At 45.2% G+C, this 25,263-nt stretch carries 17 protein-coding genes and 1 pseudogene; 8 read left to right on the top strand and 10 right to left on the bottom strand.

Going from position 1 to position 25,263, the window contains the following annotated elements; all coding sequences use genetic code 11:
* Positions 1–347: 347 nt before the first annotated feature.
* The 3 genes from BIT28_RS29780 to BIT28_RS03635 all read right to left on the bottom strand — a co-directional run bounded on the left by BIT28_RS29780 (position 348) and on the right by BIT28_RS03635 (position 3,477).
* Positions 348–521 carry an efflux RND transporter periplasmic adaptor subunit gene (locus BIT28_RS29780; protein ID WP_281251546.1) on the bottom strand — a complete coding sequence of 58 codons (174 nt, stop codon included), beginning with the start codon at positions 519–521 and terminating at the stop codon, positions 348–350.
* Positions 522–712: 191 nt separating this feature from the next.
* A complete protein-coding gene (locus tag BIT28_RS03640) occupies positions 713–2,143 on the bottom strand; it encodes an alanine/glycine:cation symporter family protein (RefSeq protein ID WP_075762281.1) in 1,431 nt (476 codons plus the stop codon).
* Positions 2,144–2,328: 185 nt separating this feature from the next.
* Positions 2,329–3,477: an amidohydrolase gene (locus BIT28_RS03635; RefSeq protein ID WP_075762280.1), complete on the bottom strand. Its 1,149-nt coding sequence runs from the start codon at positions 3,475–3,477 to the stop codon at positions 2,329–2,331.
* Between the two features lie 375 nt (positions 3,478–3,852).
* Between BIT28_RS03635 and BIT28_RS03630 the strand changes: the two genes are divergently transcribed.
* The gene (locus BIT28_RS03630) at positions 3,853–5,379 is read left to right on the top strand and encodes a YfcC family protein (protein WP_075762279.1); all 1,527 of its coding nucleotides are present in this window, start codon (positions 3,853–3,855) and stop codon (positions 5,377–5,379) included.
* Between the two features lie 116 nt (positions 5,380–5,495).
* Here the strand turns inward: BIT28_RS03630 and BIT28_RS03625 are convergent, their stop codons facing one another.
* From BIT28_RS03625 to torR, 4 genes are all read right to left on the bottom strand, one after another.
* Entirely contained in the window at positions 5,496–6,305 is an 810-nt protein-coding gene (locus BIT28_RS03625; RefSeq protein ID WP_075762278.1) for a bifunctional 5,10-methylenetetrahydrofolate dehydrogenase/5,10-methenyltetrahydrofolate cyclohydrolase, read from the bottom strand.
* A gap of 464 nt (positions 6,306–6,769) precedes the next feature.
* Positions 6,770–7,351 (bottom strand): PadR family transcriptional regulator, encoded by a 582-nt coding sequence (locus tag BIT28_RS03620; protein ID WP_075762277.1) that lies wholly within the window; start codon positions 7,349–7,351, stop codon positions 6,770–6,772.
* Between the two features lie 184 nt (positions 7,352–7,535).
* Positions 7,536–10,595, bottom strand: coding sequence for a cache domain-containing protein (locus tag BIT28_RS03615; RefSeq protein WP_245823643.1), 3,060 nt, complete (start codon positions 10,593–10,595; stop codon positions 7,536–7,538).
* A gap of 88 nt (positions 10,596–10,683) precedes the next feature.
* Complete coding sequence (torR, locus tag BIT28_RS03610; protein ID WP_075762275.1) at positions 10,684–11,415, bottom strand: two-component system response regulator TorR; 732 nt, start codon at positions 11,413–11,415, stop codon at positions 10,684–10,686.
* Positions 11,416–11,541: 126 nt separating this feature from the next.
* Between torR and BIT28_RS03605 the strand changes: the two genes are divergently transcribed.
* The 3 genes from BIT28_RS03605 to BIT28_RS28955 all read left to right on the top strand — a co-directional run bounded on the left by BIT28_RS03605 (position 11,542) and on the right by BIT28_RS28955 (position 13,590).
* Positions 11,542–12,528 carry an AraC family transcriptional regulator gene (locus BIT28_RS03605; RefSeq protein WP_245823642.1) on the top strand — a complete coding sequence of 329 codons (987 nt, stop codon included), beginning with the start codon at positions 11,542–11,544 and terminating at the stop codon, positions 12,526–12,528.
* 94 nt (positions 12,529–12,622) lie between these two features.
* Complete coding sequence (locus BIT28_RS28960) at positions 12,623–13,063, top strand: CE1 family esterase (protein ID WP_083651716.1); 441 nt, start codon at positions 12,623–12,625, stop codon at positions 13,061–13,063.
* Positions 13,060–13,590 (top strand): CE1 family esterase, encoded by a 531-nt coding sequence (locus tag BIT28_RS28955; RefSeq protein ID WP_083651715.1) that lies wholly within the window; start codon positions 13,060–13,062, stop codon positions 13,588–13,590. The genes BIT28_RS28960 and BIT28_RS28955 overlap by 4 nt, the downstream gene beginning before the upstream one ends.
* Positions 13,591–13,634: 44 nt before the next feature.
* Here BIT28_RS28955 and BIT28_RS03595 read toward each other — a convergent pair whose 3' ends face one another.
* Positions 13,635–15,548, bottom strand: coding sequence for a methyl-accepting chemotaxis protein (locus BIT28_RS03595; RefSeq protein ID WP_075762274.1), 1,914 nt, complete (start codon positions 15,546–15,548; stop codon positions 13,635–13,637).
* Positions 15,549–16,679: 1,131 nt separating this feature from the next.
* Between BIT28_RS03595 and BIT28_RS03590 the strand changes: the two genes are divergently transcribed.
* From BIT28_RS03590 to BIT28_RS03570, 4 genes and pseudogenes are all read left to right on the top strand, one after another.
* Positions 16,680–18,764 carry a hypothetical protein gene (locus tag BIT28_RS03590; protein ID WP_075762273.1) on the top strand — a complete coding sequence of 695 codons (2,085 nt, stop codon included), beginning with the start codon at positions 16,680–16,682 and terminating at the stop codon, positions 18,762–18,764.
* Between the two features lie 235 nt (positions 18,765–18,999).
* Positions 19,000–19,710 (top strand): SGNH/GDSL hydrolase family protein, encoded by a 711-nt coding sequence (locus BIT28_RS03585; RefSeq protein ID WP_075762272.1) that lies wholly within the window; start codon positions 19,000–19,002, stop codon positions 19,708–19,710.
* A 599-nt stretch (positions 19,711–20,309) separates the two neighbouring features.
* Positions 20,310–20,624, top strand: a complete 315-nt coding sequence (locus tag BIT28_RS03575; RefSeq protein WP_075762270.1) for a hypothetical protein — start codon at positions 20,310–20,312, stop codon at positions 20,622–20,624.
* Between the two features lie 350 nt (positions 20,625–20,974).
* Positions 20,975–23,508 (top strand): annotated as a pseudogene (locus tag BIT28_RS03570) (Ig-like domain-containing protein).
* A gap of 63 nt (positions 23,509–23,571) precedes the next feature.
* On the opposite strand, the gene BIT28_RS03565 reads toward BIT28_RS03570, so the two are convergent.
* Positions 23,572–24,573, bottom strand: coding sequence for an adenosine deaminase (locus tag BIT28_RS03565; protein ID WP_075762269.1), 1,002 nt, complete (start codon positions 24,571–24,573; stop codon positions 23,572–23,574).
* A gap of 219 nt (positions 24,574–24,792) precedes the next feature.
* Positions 24,793–25,257 (bottom strand): GNAT family N-acetyltransferase, encoded by a 465-nt coding sequence (locus tag BIT28_RS03560; protein WP_075762268.1) that lies wholly within the window; start codon positions 25,255–25,257, stop codon positions 24,793–24,795.
* Positions 25,258–25,263 lie beyond the last annotated feature (6 nt).

Genomic DNA, 25,263 nt, shown 5'->3' with positions numbered 1-25,263 from the left:
ATGTAAAACCATCCACACTGGTCAACGCCGATGATGATCAATAAACTGATCACCAAAGCAAGCACCGGGAGACGTATGAAGATATCAGTGAATCTCATCGTGATCCCGTTCCCCTTGCTGGCAGGCTAAGCCAGCTAAATCAATACATACGCTGAAAAGTACTCTCGCCCATCAGTTATTCTCTGGCTGAGGCGTGAGTTTAAATTCCGGCGATAACGTATTATCTACCACCACTGGTTGGCCGTTCTCAGTTTGAATAACCCGCTGCTTACAACAACCTCATCTTCCTGCAAGCCAGATAATACAGATATGTAATCTCCGCGCTCTTCCCCCAGACGAACAAACTGCTAGCGCAGTACCCTGACATTGGCGAACATTCCGGGCCGAAGCTGTTCTTCCGGATTAGGCACCGTTACCTGTATCTGAAAGTTGCGGGTAGCACTATCTACCTCAGGATTAATGGCGGTAATTTCCCCTTTGATCATGGTACTCGGGTGGGCATCAGTGCTTAGCTCAGCCAGTGGCCCTGATACTGTATGCCTCGGCGACAGCCTGGCGAAGATTAGCCCGAGCTGTATCCAGCTAGGATCGCAGTGAATTTGATGTTAAAAAAAGCGAGAACCGCAATTGCAGTACTCGCTTATTGATGTTGAATATTATAGCCCCCGTTAGCCTTTTCTCGTTTCCAAGGAGAGCGCTAACTTTAAAGTCATCAACTTTCTTTCTTCTTAATTTTCCAGGCTTCAAGATCAATATCGAGATCAGGGAATTTTGACGCATCAAAAACAGGATGCTCAGCCCCTGCTTTCAGTTGCTCTTTATAGTCTGTCAGAATACGGATCAGTGTCGGGAACAGCATCAACAGTGCCAACAAGTTAACAATCGCGAGTATGCCCATCATAGGATCCGAGAAGAAGAATACCGATGTCGCCCCCGGTGCAACTGCACCCAGGAAGACAATCCCGATGACAAAAATACGAAGAACATGCACCGAGATTTTATTCTGAGACATGAAGGTTAATGCGTTTTCACCCAAGTAATAATTGTAGATAATCGAGCTGATAGAAAAGAGCAAAATCGCAATAGTCAGGAAATACTGCGACCACGACCCGACATGGGAAACCAGTGATTGCTGGGTCAATACAACCCCATCAATATCTTCAACACCAGGCACATAAACATCACCGAGCAGAATTACAAACGCCGTACAGCTACAGATAAGAATGGTATCGATAAAGACAGACAATGACTGAGTGATGCCCTGACTGATCGGGTGAGTCACTTCTGCTGTCGCCGCTACATTAGGGGCCGATCCCAAACCGGCTTCGTTAGAGAACAAGCCACGACGCAAACCTTGAGCCATAGCCGCGCCCATTCCGCCACCAACTGCTTCTTCCCAACCAAACGCGTTAGAGATAATGGTACCTATAACCGCTGGTATCGATGTAATGTTTAAGAGAATAATCAGTAGCGCCATCACAACATATCCGATTGCCATAATAGGGACTATCACATCTGCTACTTTGGCAATACGCTTAATACCACCATAAATGATAAAGCCCGTACCTATCGCAAGCAGGGCCCCGGTCCACATCCGGTCAATCCCCATACTATCTTGAGCAGCACCAGCAACAGTATTTCCCTGAAAAGCGTTAAAACCAATCGCAAAAGAAGCGATAAGACAAACGGCATACAAATAGGCTAGCCAGCGGTAGTCTTCGCCCAGGCCGTGAATTATTGTACGAGCCGGACCACCACGAAACTCATCGCCTTCTTTACGTTTATAAAGCTGAGCAAGCGAACATTCCACCAGACTGGTTGCCATCCCTACCAAAGCTATTGCCCACATCCAGAAAACCGCTCCGGGGCCACCAAGCGTTATAGCGACAGCAACACCGGCAATGTTACCACCACCGACGCGCCCGCCAACCGATAACAAAAGCGCTTCCCGGCCGGAAATCGCATTTTTGTCAGCCGTTTGATTTTTGTTTAGCAGCACATGGAACATGCGCCCAAAGAATGTGAATTGAACAAACCCGGTAACAAGCGTGAAGAAGAGACCCAATACAACGAGGAAAGGTATCAATGCCCATCCCCAAGTGAGATCACCAATGACACCAAATAAACCTTCTAACCATTCCATATCCACTCCTAATCAGCGTATTCTTTAAGCTTATTGCTCAGAGTTGATCTTCAAAATCGAGCCGATAACTGGGCTAAGTGATTAACAAGCCCTGAATTGATAATTGTCAGAAGTATAGTCGCAAGTTACCTCTTTGATCGGAATTACGGCATATGATCACGGTCTATCCCGTGATCATATGCTCACTAAGAGTGATGAATTCGGCGGATAATTCCTAAAAAGAGCCCACTCGCACTGCCTATTAAGGCATCTGGAAAGTCATAGTCGGGGTTATGCAGCTCAGGATGTTCAGTCCCACTCCCTATACAAAATAACGCCCCCGGCCATTTTTGCAGAAACTCGGCAACGTCTTCCGACCATCTCATTGGCTCTGAAAGTATTTCTACCGGCAAACCAAGTTCGCTTGCTTGTTCACAAACCAGTTCACAATGTTTAGGCGAATTGATTACAGCATTAAAGGATTCTTGCCACTGGATCTGGCTGGTTAGTTTATCCTGTACGGCCAACGTCGATACCATCTCGCATAGGTCACTTTTCATACTATTGAGCACTGAACTATTATCGCTTCTCAGGGTTGCCATAACCGTTGCCTTCCCAGGGGCGGTTCCAAACGCCTCTTCTCCCAACAAAGCATGCACAACCGTCACCAGGGTGAAAGACTCCCTGTATCTCGTTGGCATACATTGCAGATACTCAATCACCTTAAGCATCGCTGTGGTCGGATTAACGCCATTCTCAGGTCTGGCTGCATGTGATGTTTTACCTTCCAGTTCTATCGTTACCCCCGTTGAGGCGCAAGCAAATGCATCAGGTTTAACGATCACGGTATGTAACGGGTAGCCTGGGAGGTTATGATAGGCAAAAACATTATCTACCCGCTGCTCTGCTAGCCAAGCATCATTTAACATACTCGCCGCCCCCATACCTGTTTCTTCGGCTGGCTGAAAAAGCAGTATGACTCTTCCCTGCGTTGGTGGGTTAACTGACAGCGTTTGAGCCACAGCCATCAGAGTTGCGGTATGTCCGTCATGACCGCAGGCGTGCATTACCCCCTCATGTTGAGAACAGTAGGAGAACGCATTTTTCTCTTTGATAGGGAGTGCATCAAAATCAGCCCTCAGCAATGTTGTTTCTCCGGGGAGTCCACTATCAATGACACAGACAACACCATGCCCTCCAATCCCCGTAGAAGGGGTTAATCCTAATGCTTCTAACTGAAGAGCAATCGACAAGGCGGTATTTTCTTCAAATGAAGATAGCTCGGGACGTTGATGGAGTTGGCGGCGAAAGAGAATCGCGTCAAATTCACAGACATTATCAAAAAGATTGTTCATAGTTACTATTAATTGATTAATCAAACAGGAAGATTACTGTTGTTTGAAAAATCGAGCTGTGATTCCACTCGCAAATTAACCAGCGATTATTACTGTAACGCTTCATCACTCATTAGAAATGATTCACAATAATATTGAAAACAAAGATTACCGAATATCGAATTATTATAATCAATAAGTGACATAATGCTCACGGCGCACAATATTTTTACCCTTTTCTCGACTTTCAGATGCATAAATTACACCTTGGTAATTTTCTGAATAATATTTCACATTCCAACTTGAGACATCATCGACATATTTTTAGTTTGTTTAGCCGTATTTTAAATTTACTTGGTAGGCATTTCCTCACCAAATTACTTTAGGGGATGTATTATGCTCGCAGTTAAAGAATCAACAAAAACTTTTCAATTTCCAACCGCCTTTACAATTTTATTTATTATCATGCTTGTTGCAATAGGGCTAACATGGGTCGTCCCCGCAGGATCATATTCAAAACTTTCATACAATTCGAGCGACAACTCTTTGTTGATCACCAGTCCACAGGGAGTAACAACAACCGTTCCTGCCACTCAAAACGAGTTAGTCAAACTGGATATTAATATCGGTATTGATCAGTTCGTCAATGGCACGATACGTAAGCCCATTGCAATACCCGACACCTACCAGCAACTTGAGCAATCGCCCAAAGGCTTAGGCGATGTTGCAGTCAGCATGGTTGAAGGAACGATCGAGGGTGCCGATATTATTGTCTTTATCTTAATTCTCGGAGGAATGATCGGTGTTATAAATAAAACAGGAGCATTTAATGCCGGATTAATTTCACTTTCAGAAAAAACAAAAGGCAGGGAGTTTTTATTTGTCGCGCTTGTTTGTATTGTAATGGCACTTGGTGGAACAACCTGCGGATTAGAAGAAGAAGCAGTTGCTTTCTATCCTATTCTGGTGCCCATTTTTCTTGCCCTCGGTTTTGACTCAATTGTCTGTGTCGGTGCAATATTTCTCGCCGCTTCAATAGGTACGGCTTTTTCAACAATTAATCCGTTCTCTGTAGTTATCGCCTCTAATGCGGCAGGTATTTCCTTTACTGAGGGGTTAGGCGTTCGAACTTTTGGTTTAATTGTCGGAACCATTACTGTCATCGGTTATTTATACTGGTATTGCAAGAAAATTAAAGCGAACCCATCATTCTCATATACTTATTCCGATCGGGAGGCATTTAAAGAGCGGTTTTTAAAAGGTAAAAACCTGGATGAAAAAGTGCCTTTCTCAGTGCGTCGTAAGATCATTCTGTTCTTATTTGCCATTGCTTTTCCAATGATGGTATGGGGAGTATCGATGGGAGGATGGTGGTTCCCTCAAATGGCTGCTTCGTTCCTGACCATTGCCATTATCATCATTTTTATCTCCGGCTTGAAAGAAAAAGACGCAGTAGAAGCCTTCACTCAAGGAGCATCAGAACTTGTTGCTGTCTCGCTGATTATTGGTATGGCGCGCGGCGTCAATATCGTTCTCGAACAAGGAATGATTTCCGATACGATTCTGGCCTATGCCTCTGATCTTGTCTCTGGCATGCACGGAAGTGTCTTTGCTGTTTCGCAAATGTTCGTATTCTTCCTGCTTGGATTAGTTGTACCCTCTTCCTCTGGGCTAGCAGTACTATCAATGCCAATTATGGCGCCTCTGGCTGATACGGTTGGTATACCGCGGGATATCGTGGTGTCTGCCTATAACTGGGGGCAATATGCTATGTTGTTCCTGGCGCCAACAGGACTGGTATTAGTAACGCTCCAGATGCTGGATATTCCGTTTAACAAATGGGTTAAGTTTGTCTTGCCAATCGTGGTTTTCTTACTTGGTTTTGGCTCTCTATTGTTAACAGCCCAAGTAATGATGATCTAGCTTTGACTTATCGGGCTCAGTGCCTCTGAGCCCGATTTCACACCATAACTGCCGCGCCTCTCCGCTCTCAAGTAACAATAATCGTGTTACCCTCAGGGGATTTTGCTATTTGACTGTTACCGAGAACAATCCGCCAGCTTAATGACGTTACCCAAAACATGCAGGCAAGTCAGACGTCCTACCCCGCCCGGCACAGGTGTAATCGCCGCTTCAGAGAAAATGCCGTCATGGTGCTTGATATCACCTACCAGCTTGCCGTCAACACGGTTGATACCGACATCGATAATCAGCTGCCCTTCGATAAACTGGGAGTTATCCAAGATACCGTGAGCACCGGTGGCTACCACAATAACGTCATACTTATTCCAATCAACCGCCACAAGATCTGAACGGCTATTAAAACTCGCAACCGTACTCTGGCGGTTAATAAGTTCAATCGCCAATGGTTTACCGACGATATTACTCCGGCCTACGACCGCCACTTTCAAGCCGGGAAAATTATACTCGCCGCAGTGTGCGGTAATAATATCTATAGTTGCCTGTACCGTACACGGAAGAACGGCATTCTGGCCTAATACCAGATGACCGAGCGCCTCGGAACCAAAGCCGTCAACATCGACAGCCGCCGGCAGATCCGGAGCTATCAGGCCGCTTGGTAAAGGAAGCTGAAATAAAATCGGATGCTCAGCTTTTTCTGCAAGCATATCAAGATCCGATTGTGACGTTCCTTCTTCAGCTAAGACAATGTGATGGCACTCAAGGCCAAGCTCATCAAATAGCCGGATTTTATTACGAACATATACTTTGCTGGCCGGATCTTCACCGACAGTAACGATCGTAAGCTGAACAGGAGTACTAAGAGTCTCTATTTTGTCTTTTAACTCTGCTAGTTTTGATTCATAAATTGTATTTATTACTGATTTCATTTTTCTTGGCTTTTGTGACATGTCCTTGCTTTATAACCAACTGATTTTACATGCACATTGCGTTAGGACAAGGAAACAACTGTTACTTAATAAATTAGGACAGAAGAATAATGATGTGATAGCAGCAAAAATAAAGCTGCTATCACAAAGGTTTAGCAAAGAGGCGTCGATTGACGCCTGTTCAGAAATGTTGTTTTTCAACCTGAGCCTGCTACTAACAGGCTCAATTGCATGTTAGCGGCAGCCGATATTTATACGCTGCCACCCCTTTACTCATAATGTGTACCTAGAGCCAGCTTGGCCCTGGCAGTCCAGCCTTTCAAGGCTAACTTATTGATTTTTATCACGTCAAATACAGAAGTTGTATTGGCTTTAGTTATTGCTCTCGCTCGTTTGTATTGCGCCTTGTTAATGCTCTTATATCAAAGAATTAAAATGTAAATGATTCGGTTTAAATTAAAATTTTACAGGCAAAGGCATGCATCTTCTTTAAAACTGTCCTCTACACTATCCAGATCTTTTAGCTCTGTCAGCGCTTCTTCGGCCCAGTTAACCCAAGCCTGACGAATGTGTATACCGCGACGAAGAGTTAGACGGTTTAACCGTTCCTGACGATTAAGCGTTCTATGGTTAGGGAAGTAGATTTTTTCCAGTTCTTCGTAATTATTCATGAGGGTGTGTGACTCTTGAATTAACGCTTCAAGCTGTTGTTGCATAGGAGTAGAGTGATGGATACCGCATACTGCTAGCTTAGCAGCAAACTCATCACGAATTGTGGGCGTACGTGTAGGTTCCTGAAACCACTCAAACAGTGCCTGGCGCCCCTCATCAGTAATGGAATAAACTTTTCGGTCGGGCTTGCTCTGTTGCAGCTCAAGCCTAAAACTTGCCCATTTTTTCTCAGCCATTCTGTTGAGTTCACGATAAACCTGTTGGTGGCTCGCTTTCCAGAAATAGCCGATACTGTGAGAGAACTCTTTGGTGATATCGTAACCGCTTACGTCACGACTGCTGAGCACGGTGAGTATTACATGTGCTAGTGACATCTTTTCAATCCTTTTAAAAATATACCGCAATAATAAAGGTGCTCAGGAAGCTGTGTCGTCACGACCTCTGTCACACCTCACCAGCAATTAGTTGCGTTATCAATGATGCATATTTTTTGGGAACAAGTATTAAAAAAATGCGTAAAATTATGAACAGAATCGCCTAGCCGCATTTTATCGTTTACTAATGAAACTCCTCTTTCAATTTATCGATCGAGGCGTTATAGGTGGCCTGCAGCTGCATCGACAACTGCCCGAGCTCCTCCTCGTCTGCCGCCTTCTTACAAGCGATTTCCAGTGCCTCGCAATCTTTACCGAGAGCAATCAGGCCTATCGCACCAGCCGAGCTTTTCAGACTATGTGCCGCGCATTCGAGCTCCTTTGCTGTGCAAGCAGCTCGAATATCTTGACTAATGCTTGCTGAACGTTCGAAGAACAGTGTAACCATCTCTCCTACCAACTCATCACCAAGTGTCAGCCTATCGCCCTCTAATACAGACGGATCAAATAATACTGGGGGGCTTTCTAAAGGTGATGTAGCAACATCCTTAGCCACTTCGACTTGATGACTACGACCATGATAAACACTGGTGATAATAGCCTTCAACTGATCAAACTGTACCGGCTTACCAAGAAACCCATCTAAACCGGCCTCGAGATAAGATTCAATTTCCTGACGGAAGACATGAGCAGAAAAAGCGATAGTTGGGATTCGGCAATCGGCTTTCTTTCGAAGAACATGGGTCAACGTCACGCCATCAGTATCCGGAAGATTAATATCCATCAAGATAAGATCGATATCATGATCATCAATAGCCGCCTCAGCCTCGGCTCCTGACATAGCAACGGTTACCTTATGCCCCAGCCTGTCCATAAAGCCTTTTGCTACCAGAACATTGGTATCATTATCTTCAACTAACAAGATATTCAAAGGCGGAACGGGCAGAGAAACTATATCTGCATCTGAATTCAATTCACCTTCTGTAGCGATATTCATCGGAAATGTCAGAGTGAAACGGCTGCCTTTATCCGGTACGCTGTAAACGGTTAGCTCTCCGCCAAGCATCTCAGCAAATCGCCGGCTGATAGGCAGACCCAAACCGGTTCCTCGCTCCGACCGCGTCGCCTGCTCGAACGGCAAAAAGATAGCTTCATGCTTGTCTTCTGGGATCCCTTTTCCGGTATCAGCCACCTCGAAGCAAAGCAGCAACTGGTTTTCGGCCAGTTGTTCTGCTTGCTCTTTGGCAAGATGCACTGAAATATTAACCTGCCCTTGCTGGGTAAACTTAATAGCATTTCCGACCAAATTGATAATGATCTGGATAATCTTATTGAAGTCACCACAAATATAATCTGGTACGTCACCAGCAATTGCATAAGTTAATTCAATATTTTTTTCTTCCGCCCTTGCCTTAAAAATATTGATAACATTGGTCGCTATCGAGCTGGTAGAAAAACAGCTTTCATTAATATCAAAGTGACCTGCTTCGATCTTGGAATAATCCAGCACATTATTCAGCACGCCCATCAGGATCTCTCCAGACGAGATAATCGTCTTGGTATATTGCTTCTGCTGACTATCAAGCAAGGTACCATCAAGGAGATGGAGTGTTCCCATGATCCCATTCATTGGTGTACGGATCTCATGGCTCATATGAGCCAGAAACGTCGATTTGGTCTTGTTGGCCTCTTCTGCTTGCTCCCTTGCATTAGCGTGCTTAATTACTTCACTATTTAAAGCATCATTGGCTTTTGTAAGCTGTGCAGTGCGATCATCAACCAACTTTTGCAATTCGTTCTGATGTTCTTGCAAAGCGAGGGCATTTTTTTTAAATACCGATATCGCATCGGCAAGGTGCCCTACATCTTCCCCTTCACCGCGAGGGATATCGACAGATAAATCACCAGCCGCGAGTTTTTTTATTGCTGCCGTCATCCTGCCAGAGGGTTCAAGAACATCATTGCGTTGCATTGCAGGGGAACCAATCATAATTTGATGCCCCGCTTGAGAACTTGCCGCTGGTTCCGGATCTGGTTCAGAAAGAGGAATCATACTGCCCGTGATATTCGCCGAAGCTTGCGATATCTCCAAAGTCATCGACTGAAGATAGGCGATAAACTTGTTCACCGACTTGCCAATATCCCCCAACTCATCATGGGATGTAATCTCTATACGTGAGGATAAATCGGCTTCGCCGGTCGACAGCGTATCGATACGCTCCTTTAGAATCACTAACCCTTTGACAATCTTATTTATCGACCAGGTCGCAACCAACAAAGCGACCACCAGCAGGGACGCCGATGTCGCAATACTCATGTAAACCTTGTGATTAAAAATATCTTTGGTAGCGCTCGTCAGGCCATCCTGGATATTGGTAATATCGCTGGCATATGTACCGGTGGCAATCGTCCACCCCCACTCCGGATATACATTCCGTGCATAAGCTATTTTGCTTTCAGTCTGTTTGGTGGTTGGATTCTCGTAGGCAATTTGGACAAAAGCCTCTTTTTTCCCTCTGATGAGGTTGGCAATCTTAGTTGTAGTGGTCGGAATCGTCGTCCCGATAATTTCCGTCTTGGGGTGAGCCAAGATCTTACCATTTTCGTCCTGAACCCAGAAATAGCCGTTTTGACCATATTTTGACGAACTAATACTGTTTAGTGCAGCCTGAAGTTTATCTTGCCTAAGGGTACTGATGTACTCGCCGGTAGCGATAACCAAGTTCAACGGTGCAAAGTAAAAGGAGGCAGTCAGTTTTTCTTCGACCTTGCGAGTCACCGGATTCAAAAAATGATAACTGGTAAAACCTATATCATTGGACCTGGCAGCAGCAACAATATCTCGTGCATAGTAGATACCTTTTGAATCCGTTTTATTGATGGCACTTGAGCCGATAATACTGGCCTTTACCCCATTTGCCTTATTCACCAGCGTTGTCGCGTCATAAGCAAAAATATAGCGACCATTATCCCAATGGTACTCATTGATAAACGCATGAATACTGGTTTCAGCCTCATCCGCCGACCTGCTATTACGGTAAATACTTTCGATAGTATCTCTGAATGTCGAGATATCCGTAGCCAACTCGGCCCTGATACTTTCTAGCTTCGAATTTTCGTAGTAGTCAGAAAGTGACCGGGTAACGGTATCAACCTGTCCTTTCAGATGGTCATTCAACAACAAAGCGACTTTATCACTGACATTACTTTGCTCTGCCTCAAGGACGGCCTTTTCGGTGCTCATCAGGCTAGTAATGAAAAAACAACTCATTATTAGTAATGATGCACACATAATGAGTGATAACTTGGCTTTTATGGTCAGGTTCATCGAGCTACATAACTTCCGGTGCAAATAAATATCCCTCGCCATGTACCGTAATGAAGATCTTGGGGTTCTTAATGCTCTCTTCCATCTTGTTTCTTAACCTGCGTACGAGCACATCTATGGTACGATCACTGGGAGAGTCAACCCGGTGTGATATCAAGTTAAGCAACCGGCCGCGACTTAGCACTCGACCAGGATGAGTAATAAACGCCACCAGCAACTCATATTCCGCTTTGGTAAGCCTTATTGCCTCACTGCCTTTTGATAACTGGCGCTGCGTAACATCAAATTCAAAGTCCATGAAGCAAAAACGGCTGTCGTCTTTTTCCAGTTGCGACCAGGCCGCTTCTGCCTGTTGTAGCGCATCTCGAGTAAGCTGGATCCGCCATAACAAATTCTTAGCACGTACCAGCAACTCCCGTGGTTCTACAGGTTTGGTAACGTAATCATCAGCCCCCATCTCCAGGCCCAAAATTCTATCAATGGGATCAATTCTGCCCGTTACCATTATGATAGCGATATCGGACGTATTCCTTACCTCACGGGTCAGTTGGATCCCGTCTTCACCCGGCAGATTGAGATCCAGAAGGATTAGGTCGATTTTTTCATTGCCCAGAACTGTCTTCATCGCCGCACCGTTTTCAGCCTCATAAACGGTATAGCCAGCCTGAGAAAAGTGACCTCGGAATTTCATTCTAACGATGGGGTCATCTTCAACAATCAAGATCTTATAAGTCATAGGTTCTCTATATACAGCCATGCGTTGAAACTGGAGGAACAGCCTCCGCCCAAATTTATACCCAAATACTTTCTTATATTCTTGGCGAGAATAATAACACACTCAATTACTACCTGTTGTAAGCAAATGCAATTGCTTACACTTAACCACGATAGCAATATCTGTCAGGATAATTGCCTTCTTCATGGCGATACTAGCAAGCAATCAGAAGACGAACTGGAAGATACAGTGAAAGCAACGACAGGCCATGCACTGGAAATGAATGAGAATTACCGGCAAAGAATCGATGAAGTCTGTAACTACATCTATTCTCACCTAGATGACGAGTTAACTGTTGCTGAGCTCAGCAAGGTGGCACATTTCTCTAAATATCACTTTCATCGGCAATTCAGCCATTACATGGGGATCAATGTCTTCAAGTTTGTCCAGCAACTGAGACTCAAACGTGCAGCCTATCAACTGGTTTTCCATCAGAAGACTCGCATTATTGATATTGCGCTTGATGCGAAATTTGAGTACCCCGAATCCTTCGCTCGCGCATTTAAAAAGGAATTTGGCCAGTCGCCTTCTGAGTTTCGCAACCAACCCAATTGGCTGCACTGGAATCAACATTATCATCACCGTGAAAAAGTAATGGAGAAACACATGAAGGTAGAAATCACATTCTTCGAAGAGACCAAAGTGGCAGTAAAAGAGCATCGTGCAGCGCCGGAGCGCGTCAACGAGTCGGCAAGCCAGTTTATTGAATGGCGCAAATCAACCGGGCTTTCACCTATTGTCAGAAGCAAAACCTTCGGCATCATCTATGACGATCCCAAGGTTACGGCCCCTGAGAATTTTCGCTTCGATATTTGTGGTGAAGTCAAACAAGCCGTCGGCGACACGACACATGGTATTGTCAATAAAACAATTCCTGCCGGGCGATGTGCCGTTATCAGGCATCATGGTTCACATGATGACCTGGATAGCAAGGTCCATTATCTCTATGGGCAATGGCTGCCTGAAAGCGGTGAAGAGCTACGCGATTTCCCCTGCTTCTTTCATTATTTGAACTTCTTCCCCGAAGTTGCGGAGCATGAATTAATCACAGACATCTACCTACCAGTAAAATAGAAAGTACTAGATAAAACGGCTATCGGCGTAATGATTTAAGTATCATCAGCGCCGATACCCCACAAAAGTACACGCCAGTATTAAGAGGCCAAGGATGACAAAACTACCCTATTCAAGACTCGGCTTCGCTCTGCTTGTTATATTATTTTCAGCCATAAGCTCATATGTTTTAGCCAAGCAATCGCCTCATGATGACCTTCGTCTTGAAACAATCCATCATGACGGCCTACAACGAAGCTTCTACCTGCATCTACCACCTCAACACACATCTTCCAATCAATTTCCCTTGCTACTGGCACTACATGGCGGAGGCAGAGCCGACGGAGACGAACTGGCGGAGAGAACCGGCTACAATAAACTCGCAGACCAAAAAGGTTTTATTGTTGCCTACCCCAATGGTATCGATGCGCAGTGGAACGACGGTCGTGAAAAAACAGCCAGAAAATCTGAAAAGATCATTCTCATTGACGATGTCGGCTTTCTCAGCGCACTGATCGATCACCTTACAATGTCGACCCGAGCAGAGTCTACATGACAGGCCTTTCCAATGGCGGCATGATGACACTCCGAATGGGCTGCGAAGCCAGCAACAAGCTCGCAGCCATTGCACCTGTCATTGCCAACATGCCAGCAAAGCTAGCCAACACCTGCCGTCCAGACTCACCGCTACCAATGCTATTAATGAACGGAACCCAAGATCCAATGGTGCCATGGCAAGGTGGTACCGTCCGTTTTATGCGTAAGAAAATGGGAAATGTGCTATCCACGGAAGAAACGCTGAAGTTATGGAGAAAACTTAACCAATGCTCATCCGTCCCCTCCGTTGAAATGCTGCCTGATACAGATAAGACAGAGAGCTCAGTCGTCAGAGTCGTTAATTATCAGTGCGCCAGCAATCACGCTGACGTGATCTTGTATGCTATCGAAGGCGGCGGCCACAACTTTCCGGGCAGCAACACGCCAGACTTACCACGCCTCCTGGGCAACAAGAATAACGATATTAACGGCCCTGAAGTGATTGTTTCATTCTTTATGCCAATAAACAAACAGAGCCGCCACTGACGTGGCGGCTCTGGGTTTATCATTGCAGGTTGGTTGCTCAGTAACTACTGAAGCTTAAATTGCCTCACAATAGCGACTAATTGCTCATTACTGCTGGCGAGGTTATTAGTACTGTCCATTGTTTGGGTACCGTTATCGGTCAGCTGGCTAACCATCTCCTGAATCGCCATCATGTTCCGACTGATCTCCTCAGTCACAGTACTTTGCTGCTCTGCTGCTGTCGCAATCTGAATACCGAGATCATTGATTTCCACAACAGACGTCGCCATCGAATCAAGGCTCTCATTCACATTCGATGTTGTATCAGCCGTTTGCTGACAGCTATTTTTAGTGACATCCATGGCCGCGACAACCGAGCTTGCCCCATTGCGCAGGTTGCTCAGCATCTCGTTAATTTCAGATGTACTCTGCTGTGTTCTTGCCGCCAATGCCCGAACTTCGTCTGCAACAACGGCAAAACCGCGTCCATGCTCACCGGCACGTGCGGCTTCAATGGCAGCATTAAGAGCCAGCAAATTGGTCTGATCGGCAATTTCACCGATAACACCAAGGACAGAGCCAATCTTCTGCGTATCTTCATTCATAGCCTGGATACTCAGCGCCATTGACTCGACTTCGTCAATCAAAGCCGCAACACTGCTCACCGCCCCATCAACCACACGCTTAGACTGCTCTGCCTCTTCACTGGTCTTCTGGGTAAATGACGCCGACTGAGAAGCACTCTGAGAGACACTTTCAGCTGTTGAGCTCATCTCGTTAACGGCTGTGACGACCTGCTCGGTTTCTGAATAGTGAGCAGTGAGTACATTATTATTGAGTTCCGTTTGGGTTTTTAACTGCTGGATCCCTTCTGAAATATGCTCGGTAGACTGAGAGACCTCCAGCATCATTGCTTGCAGGTTACCAATAAAGGTATTTACCGCTTCTGCTATCTGCCCTAAATCATCATTGGTATAGACATCAAGGCGACGGGTAAGATCGCCATTACCTTGCGAAAGCTCGACGATAGTCGATTTTAGATCCAAAATTGGACGATAAATTCGATTCAGAACAACCAGAATAATCACGATCGCAAACACCAGCAGTATTCCTGCTGTTGCCAACGATTTGTTCACTGCCTCATCAACCTCGGCGTGAGCGACAGACTTGTCGATACCGACCAGAAGGTGCCAGCTGTTTTCTTCGTCTAGAACAATCTCCTTAAAGTAAGCAATCTTGTCGACACCACCCAGAGTATAATCGAAGATCCCCTGCTCTTTAGAGAGCACATGACGTTCTAGTTCTACCAGTTCAGGAAAGTCTGAGAGTTTTGTCTTACCAGGAACATCCACTTCTCCCGTAGAAGCGACGGTTGTGCCCTTGTCGTCATACAATCCGGTCATCGCGCCAGGGAAGGGAGATTCGTTGACGACTTCGCCCAGCAAGTCCAAATCTAGATCAGCAAGCAAAACACCACGAAACTTATCTTCGTAAAAAAATGGTTCTGCAATACTGATCATCAACTTACCGGAAGATGCTCCTTTATAAATACCAGTAATGACAGTACTCCGCTTTTGCTTGGCTGCTTTGTACCAGCCACGGACCCGGGGATCGTACAATGCCAGGCTACGCATGCCACTTTTAGCGCCGTAAGAGCGGCCATCTTCAAACCCGACAACAAAATCTGAGGCCTTAGATACGCTCGCAATTTGCTTCACCATTAAAGTGATTTGCAAGTCACTCCTATCGATAGCGAAATCGGGTGCGGTGGCAATGACACCTTCCTTAATGGTTTGAAACCAATCTGTGATTCTGTCTGACGAACTGTCAATTTTAAGCATTGAATATTCATCAATATTCCTCAGGATTGAGGAAGACAACTGCCGGTAGGATAAAAAGGACGAAATAGCCAATGAGGCTACCAACAACAAGACTGCAACCGAAATGATTCGGCCTTTAAAGCTTGATAATATGTTCACGATACATCCATTACTCTTCTAATTACGTCAAAAACAATTACTCAAGATAATGATTGCATATGATTACACTGATTTATCACGCCCAAGTCACAAAAATACTGACATGAATGTATAATAAACACAACAATATGCCACAAAGGCATACAACCCGTAACGTAAAATAAGCTAGTTACTGCAATTCACCCTATATTGCTTGTATAAGCTTCTTACCATACTTTGTATCTTATCTATGGCTTATCTTTATTTCTGTTGTATTGTTGTTTGTAGCCATAAAGATATTCATCGCAATGAATACAACACTTAAGCTAACAATACTGGCGGATAAATAACCAGAAAATCGGTACAACCCTGTAATAAAACAACAATTAATAAATATATCTTTTAGAGGCGCCTAGGCTTTTCAAAATATAAACCAATCAAAATCAAGAATAGAATAAATACACTATTCCTTCGTATTGTGAAAATGATAAATGTATTTCTATTTATTGGATCAAGATCACTACAAGTTATATTTTGAAAAATCCATCCTGAAAGATTCGATTAACACGCAATCAAACACATAGATCGCAAGCATCTGATATTAAAAATAAAGACACAACGCCCATTTCACTCGCATAAAAAACCACCTTAATAGAGTTATTAAACTAATATATTACAGCTAATTACACATAATATTTCGCCATTTTTTTGGCGGTAGTACCATTAAAAGCCATCTTTATAGTCAATTAATTAGCTAATATTGCTCTCTCGCACACTATTAAATATATAATAAAAACTTCTCTGTGATTTTATTATTCATCAGGATTATAATAATCAAGAACCACGACAAACAATTAAATGGATTTCATATCAACATTCATTAATTTTTCTATTTTCTAATTTTCAACAACTTATAAATTTGCTTTTTAGCTTGGACATATTAAACCGGGCGAATACATGACGTGTATTATAAGGGATATATCGATGAAATTATTAAAGCACCTGTTATGTTTAATTACATTAAGTTTTGTTCTAACTGCTTGTAATAGCGGGGGAGGAAGTTCCAGCGAAGCAGACCAAGCAGTTAGTGGGATCAGCACCCCCTCAACAGTCAGTGTCGTTAACTAACAATAATAATAAAAAGGACTTGATATGAATAAGATATCTTTAGCAGCGGCAATCACCAGCGCCCTCTTTTCAGCTTCCACTACAGCAAATTTCAGCGACACGGGCACCGACTACTCAAACACAATTGCTGACAGCTATGTCGGCGAGCAGGCTGCCGAGCCGCTTAATATGGCAAATATGCTGCTATGTATCATGAAAGCCACTGGTGCCGAGCATTTTGCCAATGCCGATTACCGAGCTTTGGTTGACTCAGCACAATGTGAACAACGTCAGGATGACTCCAGCTCACAGGCTGCAAGTAAAATCGCCTACTCAGAAGTTGTCGTCAGCTCCAAGCGTGCCAACAATAGCAGCGCGCAGGAAGTTGAGGTATGGTTCCAGGACTCTGAAGAGCAAGATGGACAATACATTATTAACACTACTGTTTCGGCAGCACCTGGCCCGAACAGCCCCTTTGGTGAGCTGCAGTTTACCTTTAAACATGCGACTGGTGGTGACAAAGGTGACCTAAACATTAGTGTTCAGAACGGCCAGAACGTCATCAGCCTGATCAATACCTTCGAGGAAGGTAGCAACACCATTGAACAGGCTGCCATCGTCCAGATCGACGATGCTCAGGGCAACAGCGGTCGCGGTAAGACTCAGGGCATCGACTGGAGTCAGAGTCCGCCGGTGCCTGTTGAATATAAGCTGGCTTACAATGAGAACTTCTACTTTAAACAGGTTGGCAATAACCCGGAAGTTTGCCTGAGCCGAAACAACCCTCGCGAAAACGTTCATAGCTATTCGTTGTTTAATCTTGCCACTGGTGCCCTGCTGGATATTAAAGCTGGATTCAACTTCGACTATATCTCAAATATAAACGGCCAGCCTCAGCACGGCTTTATCGGAGAATGGGGGCTATGGACTGAGGAAGAGCACCAGCCGGGTTATGTCGCTCCTACCACAATCACTGATGAAAATGGTGTTAGCTACAACGTGGTAACAGCGCCTGGCAAACTGGTACGCCAGACAAAAGGCCAACGCGATCTACAAGATGGTGAAGCCTTCGAATATTGGACCGGCAGCAACTCAGTAACAGTTTACTGGGTTGAAAGTGCTGGTCAGTTCCAGGCAGACAATGGCTCGGGCAGCCCGGACGGCGTTGACACTGGTATTACACAGAATACTTACTTTTGGTCACCGCTACTTCGCCAAAATGTCAACTATCTGGGTAACAGCAGCGGCACTCACCGAGTCGCTTACACAACCAGCGAAACTGTCCGTGCTAATGATGCCATCTTTAACAGTGGTGCTATTGGTTTAACCTGTTACGGCAGCTGTCCACAAAGCAACATCAGCATGAATGATGCTGTTAACTGGACCTTCACTCAGGCTTACGAAGATCCCTCTTCCGCAGGTATTGCCTATACCCTTGATCCAACAGATATGACTCTGAAACTGGCAGGCCAGCCAGTTAAACTCAACTTTACCCGTGCAGATCTTAGCAATGACCAAGACTTCTGGGGCGCGTCAAGCGGCGAATTTGTCCTTAGCTCAGATGCAAGTTCGGTAACCAGCTGGGATGATCTTAACGGCCAGAGTGTAGTTACCTATCGCTGGGAAATGGGGCTAGACAGCTGGAGTCAGCTAACCATGCTGCAAAACCAGACCGATCAGAGTTTCTACGAGTTTGATAAAGCTGTTAACTTTATTTATACCCACCAAACTGCTAACGACCGTAACGGGGAGTCCAGCAATAACAATACCCAGGTGATGCTAGAATATCACGGCCCGGGTAATCTGCATGGTATCCCCTGGAATCAGAGCAACGGTCAGTGGGACGCGCAGTTTAGTATTGCTGATGGTACCGAAGTTTATACCGACACCAATGGGAACCGTTATGTACTGAAAGCAACCGGTATCGATAAACGCTTCTTGCCAGCCGCTGGTGGTGCCGCTGACTGTACAAATTCAGGGTTGGATCTAGCCGGTGCATCGCTGCTGACACTACCAACGGCAGCAAATATTCCGACTATCAGTACCACCTGGCAGGATAAAGATAATCTGACAGTTGCTGACGAGCCTTGGGTCATCCATGGTGAAGTCCAGTCAGCTGCCAATAAGTAATATAAGCTTGTAAATCAACAGCCAATAAATTGATGGCCAACAATCATGGTTGCTTCCATATGATGGGCAACCTGGTTTTTGGCCTCTTTTCATTATTGAAATAGAAAAAACAGACCAATACAGCTAATAATTAATCCTATATACCCAAGCTCCCTCAAGGAGCAAGATTCAGAGTGAGACCAGCGAGTCTAGTTCAAGGAAAAATAAGGCAGAAATAGCTACGTAGGAGAAAAATATGATTCACAATCTGATTCTGCTACTGATGGCACCGGTATTCATTGTTCAGGGCCGTTATGTTCGTAAGGTAACCCCTAAACTGGAAGAGGCTTCCGGTCCGCGAAGCGGCATTGCAGGTCAAGGAAAAGTTCTTCGTTTGTTACTGGTTGGCGACTCAGCAGCCGCCGGAGTCGGTGCCGAGGATCAATCTCAGGCACTATCAGGCAATGTAGTCAATCAGCTAAGCAGTCATTTCAAGCTAGAATGGCAGCTTCATGCCAAGTCCGGTTCCACGACAAGAGACACCCGCTCCACCCTTTCTGAACATCCCAAACAAGCCTATGATATTGTAATTGTCTCGCTCGGCGTCAACGACGTTACCAAGCCTTTAAGTTCAATCAGGTGGCTACAACAACAAAAAGCTCTTGTTTCGCAAATCCGTACTCATTTTTCTTGTCGACAGATCATATTGACTAAAATCCCGCCGATGGAACAATTTCCGGCTTTGCCCCATCCCTTGCGTTGGTACCTGGGAAGCAAAGCCAAGGCATTTAACCGCCAACTTACCCGTTGGGCTGCCACGCAGAGCGATTGCGAGTTAATCGACCTCAACTACCGCCTCAAGCCTGAGCAGATGGCTATCGACGGTTTTCACCCCGGACCCGAGATATACCAGTTCTGGGGAGCAACAATCGCCGAAGTAATTAAGGCGCGTTGGAACTCAGATTGACTCAGTTCCCTGCCGACCTATAGTTAATAGGTAACTATACTCAAGGCGCGAAGGAGGCAGGAAACATGCCCTCTCACATTTCATATTCCAAATTGGAAAGAACATACACTCCTGATTTTAGGAATAAAATTAATACAGCCAGAAGTACAAATGATGTTTATAATGTCTTCTGCCACACAGTAGCATCTATGTTCAACGACATAACGGACTCCAAAAAATTCAGAGACAGCGATATCGATTTCTATCCTGAAAGAGAGTGTCATTATGAGCTCGGCACCAACCTGAAACGCGAACCGAGAGTTGTTGAATGTTTGCACACCTCAGATATGGGCAGAATACTCGATAATATGGCTCAAACGGCTACTAATCGCCATACTCACCTGATGAAACATCCAGAAAAGACCAACTCTAAAATAATGCGTCATTAACAGATGTCGAATCGCCACCAGCGATGGTGACGATTCGGTAAAATGCCCTGCCCCCTTCAGAATCAGCCTCGACAAACATAGCGTTAACACTTTTTAGAGTATTCTCTCAGTTTTTTATGCATGGTTCTTCTACCATATGCCACAAGCGACACATGTTGTTAGGAGTTTACTATGGATCAAAATCACTTCGTTGATGCTATTCAAAACAAAAAAATGGTGCGTCTAACGTTTATCTCGAAAGAAAATGGTCAGAAACTGACAAGAACCTGTGCGCCAATGGACTTTGGTCCAAGACGGTTGGCACAAAACCAGTCTGATCGTTATCACCTATGGGATTTTGAAAGTGACCACCGCCACCATATTCTTTCTTTACTCCCTGAGCGCATTGTCGACATGGAAATTTTAGGTGATGAATTCTCACCAAGTGAATTTGTTTCCTGGCCGACAAACTGGTTCGTCAAACGCGACTGGGGTAAATATAGTTAGTCACTCACTTCCCAGTAGACAATTCAATACAACTGAAAGGTGAAGTGTTAACCTCACCTTTCAGAGTCAATATACCTATAACAAAACTCTCGCTAATTTTTGAGCCCATAGAAAATACAAACTCACTCGCAATATCCCATTCCGAATTTCCCCCTTGTTTATCACTGGTGTGATAAGCGCTTGAAGTATAGAACAACATCAAGAGTTTCATTATCAAAAAGAGTCTTAGCCGCTAATGATTACTGCATGCCACCTCGATGCTTGCAATGTCGGGAGGCAGCATCGCTGAGCAAGATGGGGAAACAGCGACTTATCTAACATGCTAAGGATACTTTGATAGGAACTTTATTATGCAAAAATCGTTGATGGCAACGGCAATACTGTTAAGTATTAGTGCTGCCGGTCAAGCCTATGCAGTCAATTGTTCTCAACTTGCTAATTGGGAACAGGGAACGGCTTATAACACCGGTACACAAGTTCAGAGCAAGAATATAGCTTATGAGGCTAACTGGTGGAATATCGGCAATGATCCGGCAAACCATTCAGGGCCATGGCAAGAATGGACCAATCTTGGGCAGTGTGGTACAAACCCAGGCAACCAACTACCTGTTATCACCCTCACTTCCCCGCTGGCCAATGCACAATTTACTGAAAATAACATCGTTGTGCTGACAGCAAAAGCCAGTGATTCTGACGGCAGCGTAGATAGCGTTGAATTCTTGCTGGGAACGCAATCACTTGGCGTCATTTCCGCTCCCCCGTACACGCTAGACTGGATGTCGGAAGTCGGTAACCATCAGATCGAAGCAATCGTGACTGATAAACGAACAGTGACACCGTCACGATTTCTGTTGTCAGTACCACCGGCAACCTACCGCCTTCGATTGACCTAATCAACCCTACCGCATCGTCGCAAATCGTTGCCGGCAACAGTATTACCCTCACAGCAAACGCAACTGATGACAAAGGACCAGTCGCTAAAGTTGATTTCTATATTGATGACCAAATTATTGGGACGGATACGAGTGCCCCTTATGAATACCTATGGACAGCACAAGCAGGTAGCCGAAGTTTTAAAGCCAAAGCGACCGATATAGATAACGCCTTCACCTTCAGCGAAACTGTCACCGTTGCTATCAGCGGTGGAAATGCAGGCGGAGGCTGTGCCGGTATACCTGCCTATACTGCAGGCAAGGCGTACCAAGTCGGTAATATCGTCCAGCATAATAACCACAAATACCGCTGTAATGTGGCAGGTTGGTGTTCCTCTGATTCCGCATGGGCCTATGAACCAGGTAAAGGCCAATACTGGCCTGATGCTTGGACTGATCTGGGTATCTGTGCCATCGTACCTGAAGTCAGCATAATCTCTCCTGCCGATAACAGTACCGTTCTAGCAGGCAGTACTGTAGCTATCAATGTTCATGCAACCGACTCAGACGGCACGGTTAGCCAGGTAGCGTTTTTTGCGGGCAACCAAAAAATCGGCACTGACACTACAGCCCCCTACTCCGCCAGCTGGCAAGCCGTGGGGCTCGGTGATGTCGCGATTAAAGCAGTCGCTACCGATAACGAAGGGAATAACGGGGAATCTTCTGTTCTGGTAAGCATCAGCGACCAAGCCCTTGTTACCAGCCTGACCTCACCGGCCAGTGGTACGACTGTCAGCTTAGGTCAGGCCTTTAATTTCGCGGCTACTGCAGAATCTCTCAATGGTTCCGTGCAAAAGGTGGACTTCCAGGTCAACGGCACCATCGTCGCTACCGATACAACGGCACCGTATACAGCCAACTGGACTGCCGGCTCTGCAGGTAGCTATAACGTCATGGCCATAGCAACCAACACACAAGGCACAACGGCCATCTCCGCCACAGCCAGCGTCAAGGTTATCGAAAAATCGTCCACTAAACATAAACTCATTGGCTATTGGCACAACTTCGTCAACGGTGCCGGCTGCCCTATGCGCCTTCGAGACATTTCTCCGGCGTGGGATGTGATTGATATCGCCTTTGCAGACAATGACAGAAACAGCGATGGTACCGTACATTTCAACCTTTATGCCGGTGACATCCACAGCACCTGCCCGGCACTAAATCCAGAGCACTTCAAACAAGATGTCCGTGACTTGAGGGCTCAGGGCAAAGTCATTGTTCTGTCTCTTGGCGGAGCCGAAGGTACTATTACGCTCAACACGGACGCGGATGAAGTCAACTTCGTCAACAGTCTCACCCAGATCATTAAAGATTGGGGCTTCGATGGCTTGGATATCGACCTTGAAAGTGGTTCCAACCTGCTGCACGACACTCAAATTCAGGCACGTTTACCACGAGCGCTAAAACAGATTGAGGCCAATACAGGCGGAAATATGTATCTCACCATGGCACCTGAACACCCTTATGTTCAGGGCGGTATGATTGCCTACTCCGGCATTTGGGGAGCCTATATTCCGGTTATCGATCAGCTTAGAGATATGCTTAACCTGTTGCATGTTCAACTATATAACAATGGTGGATTAGCCAATCCGTACATGCCGGGTGCAGCGCCTGAAGGGTCAGTTGATATGATGGTAGCGTCGGCAAAAATGCTCGTCGAAGGGTTCGAGCTTGCTGACGGCACTATGTTCCAGCCATTACGCGATGATCAGGTGGCTATTGGCTTGCCGTCCGGTCCAAGCTCAGCTAACTCCGGTCAGGCCCCGATACAAAACATTGTTAATGCCCTTGACTGCCTAACAGTAGGCACAAGCTGCGGTACGGTTGTTCCAGCCAAGCTGTATCCAAACTTCGGCGGGGTAATGACATGGTCTATCAACTGGGACAAACACGACGGGTATAATTTCTCCGGCCCGGTAGGTGACAAACTCAAGGCTATGAACGGCAAATAGGAAAAACTGCACATGTATAAGCAAGAGGCTCAGGGACCTTTGCCCTGAGCTTCTTTCACTCATTTACTGTGCCAAATAGATCAATGTCTCTTTCTGGAGGCGAAGTTTCTCACTCTCCGAAATAAAACTGGCTTCAATGGCGTTCAATGTAAACTGGGCGACTTCTTCTTTGCTCATCGGGTGTGCTTTGACAACCGCAAGAAAATTGGCATTCATATAACCGCCAAAATACGCCGGATCATCCGAATTCAACGTCACACACACGCCCCGACGAAGTAGGTCAACAACATTGTGCTGCCCCATATCCTCAAAGACTTTAAGCTTGGTATTTGATAACGGACAAACGGTTAGCGGAACCTTATCTTCAATCAACCGCTCCACCAGCGCTTCATCTTCGACACAACGTACACCATGATCTATGCGCGCAGTTCCCAGCAATGCTAAAGCATCATCAATATTTTGCGCTGGTCCTTCTTCACCAGCATGCGCCACTGTCAGGAATCCTTCCGTCAATGCTTTCTGAAAGACATTTTCAAACTTTTGCGGTGGATGCCCCTGCTCGGATGAATCGAGCCCAACGGCAATGATCTTATCCTTATGTGGTAATGCCTGTTCCAGCGTTTCAAAAGCCGACGCCTCGTCAAGGTGGCGCAAAAAACACATAATCAGCTGACTGGTTATCCCCAGTTCATGCTGGGCCTGAACAAGCGCACCATGGATCCCACTAATCACGGTATCAAATTCTATCCCCCGGCTAGTGTGTGTTTGGGGATCGAAGAATATCTCAGTATGCAAAACGTTATCTTCTCGGCAACGGAGAAGATAAGCCCAGGTTAAATCGAAAAAGTCCTGTTCATGAATAAGTACGTTCGCGCCCTGGTAATAGATATCGAGAAAAGACTGTAAGTTATGAAACTCATAGGCATCACGCACTTCTTGAGGCGTATTATACGGAATCGCTACCTGATTACGTTTAGCAAGCTCAAACATAAGCTCAGGCTCAAGCGAACCTTCAATATGAAGATGAAGTTCGACTTTGGGTAAACCACAAATAAATTCTTTCATATCATGCTCCCCATGCCCTATTAATGGGGTTATACGAAGTTGTGTTGATAAACACCTAGACAGTAAGTTTATCTATAACAACAATTTTTAGTCTTTCACAGCTTTGGCAATCTTGCAAATGACAAATACATTAATTGCACACCGACTCAAGTAACTACATACTTAATAATTATTCATCAGCAAAGTAAAACATCATACTTCTCTAGTTCAACGAGACTATTAACCAATACAGTTTAGCTTCATAGGTATATCAACCATTCCATTACGCTCCCGAACACCATCAATTCTTTCAAAACCAAACTTGAGATATACACCTTCCGCATTCAAGGCCGAATTAACCGTAAATTCACCTTTATTACCTTTTAATAAGCACTCAGACTTAGCTTTTTCCCAGAGTTGCCAGGAAAGGCCCTGACCATTGAAGCCATCTCTTACGAATAAATGATAAAGGTGAGAATTATCTCTCATACCAACAACGCCGACGATACCCACACCAAGACTCTCAGCAACATGATAAACATATCCATCAGACAGGTACTGCTCTATTTGCCCCTGGGCCATGGAGCCGAGCAATAAATCATGCGCATCTTCTCTCCATGTCGGTAGAATATATTTTTCTGTTAACGGCATGATTAGCTGGCTTATCGCTTCAGCATCCGATTTATCTGCTTTTCGAATTTTCATTACTTT

The sequence above is a fragment of the Photobacterium proteolyticum genome, from assembly GCF_001939735.1.
Classification (GTDB): domain Bacteria; phylum Pseudomonadota; class Gammaproteobacteria; order Enterobacterales; family Vibrionaceae; genus Photobacterium; species Photobacterium proteolyticum.
The sequence above is the reverse complement of the archived record's forward strand: the minus strand, read 5'-3'. Positions and strand labels throughout refer to the sequence as shown.

What these genes read in the sequence shown, in the direction of transcription:
- BIT28_RS03640 (WP_075762281.1), bottom strand. Translation starts at nt 2,143, where the DNA reads ATGGAATGGTTAGAAGGTTTATTTGGTGTCATTGGTGATCTCACTTGG.
- BIT28_RS03635 (WP_075762280.1), bottom strand. Translation starts at nt 3,477, where the DNA reads ATGAACAATCTTTTTGATAATGTCTGTGAATTTGACGCGATTCTCTTT.
- BIT28_RS03630 (WP_075762279.1), top strand. Translation starts at nt 3,853, where the DNA reads ATGCTCGCAGTTAAAGAATCAACAAAAACTTTTCAATTTCCAACCGCC.
- BIT28_RS03625 (WP_075762278.1), bottom strand. Translation starts at nt 6,305, where the DNA reads ATGAAATCAGTAATAAATACAATTTATGAATCAAAACTAGCAGAGTTA.
- BIT28_RS03620 (WP_075762277.1), bottom strand. Translation starts at nt 7,351, where the DNA reads ATGTCACTAGCACATGTAATACTCACCGTGCTCAGCAGTCGTGACGTA.
- BIT28_RS03615 (WP_245823643.1), bottom strand. Translation starts at nt 10,595, where the DNA reads ATGAGCACCGAAAAGGCCGTCCTTGAGGCAGAGCAAAGTAATGTCAGT.
- torR (WP_075762275.1), bottom strand. Translation starts at nt 11,415, where the DNA reads ATGACTTATAAGATCTTGATTGTTGAAGATGACCCCATCGTTAGAATG.
- BIT28_RS03605 (WP_245823642.1), top strand. Translation starts at nt 11,542, where the DNA reads ATGCAATTGCTTACACTTAACCACGATAGCAATATCTGTCAGGATAAT.
- BIT28_RS28960 (WP_083651716.1), top strand. Translation starts at nt 12,623, where the DNA reads ATGACAAAACTACCCTATTCAAGACTCGGCTTCGCTCTGCTTGTTATA.
- BIT28_RS28955 (WP_083651715.1), top strand. Translation starts at nt 13,060, where the DNA reads ATGACAGGCCTTTCCAATGGCGGCATGATGACACTCCGAATGGGCTGC.
- BIT28_RS03590 (WP_075762273.1), top strand. Translation starts at nt 16,680, where the DNA reads ATGAATAAGATATCTTTAGCAGCGGCAATCACCAGCGCCCTCTTTTCA.
- BIT28_RS03585 (WP_075762272.1), top strand. Translation starts at nt 19,000, where the DNA reads ATGATTCACAATCTGATTCTGCTACTGATGGCACCGGTATTCATTGTT.
- BIT28_RS03575 (WP_075762270.1), top strand. Translation starts at nt 20,310, where the DNA reads ATGGATCAAAATCACTTCGTTGATGCTATTCAAAACAAAAAAATGGTG.
- BIT28_RS03565 (WP_075762269.1), bottom strand. Translation starts at nt 24,573, where the DNA reads ATGAAAGAATTTATTTGTGGTTTACCCAAAGTCGAACTTCATCTTCAT.
- BIT28_RS03560 (WP_075762268.1), bottom strand. Translation starts at nt 25,257, where the DNA reads ATGAAAATTCGAAAAGCAGATAAATCGGATGCTGAAGCGATAAGCCAG.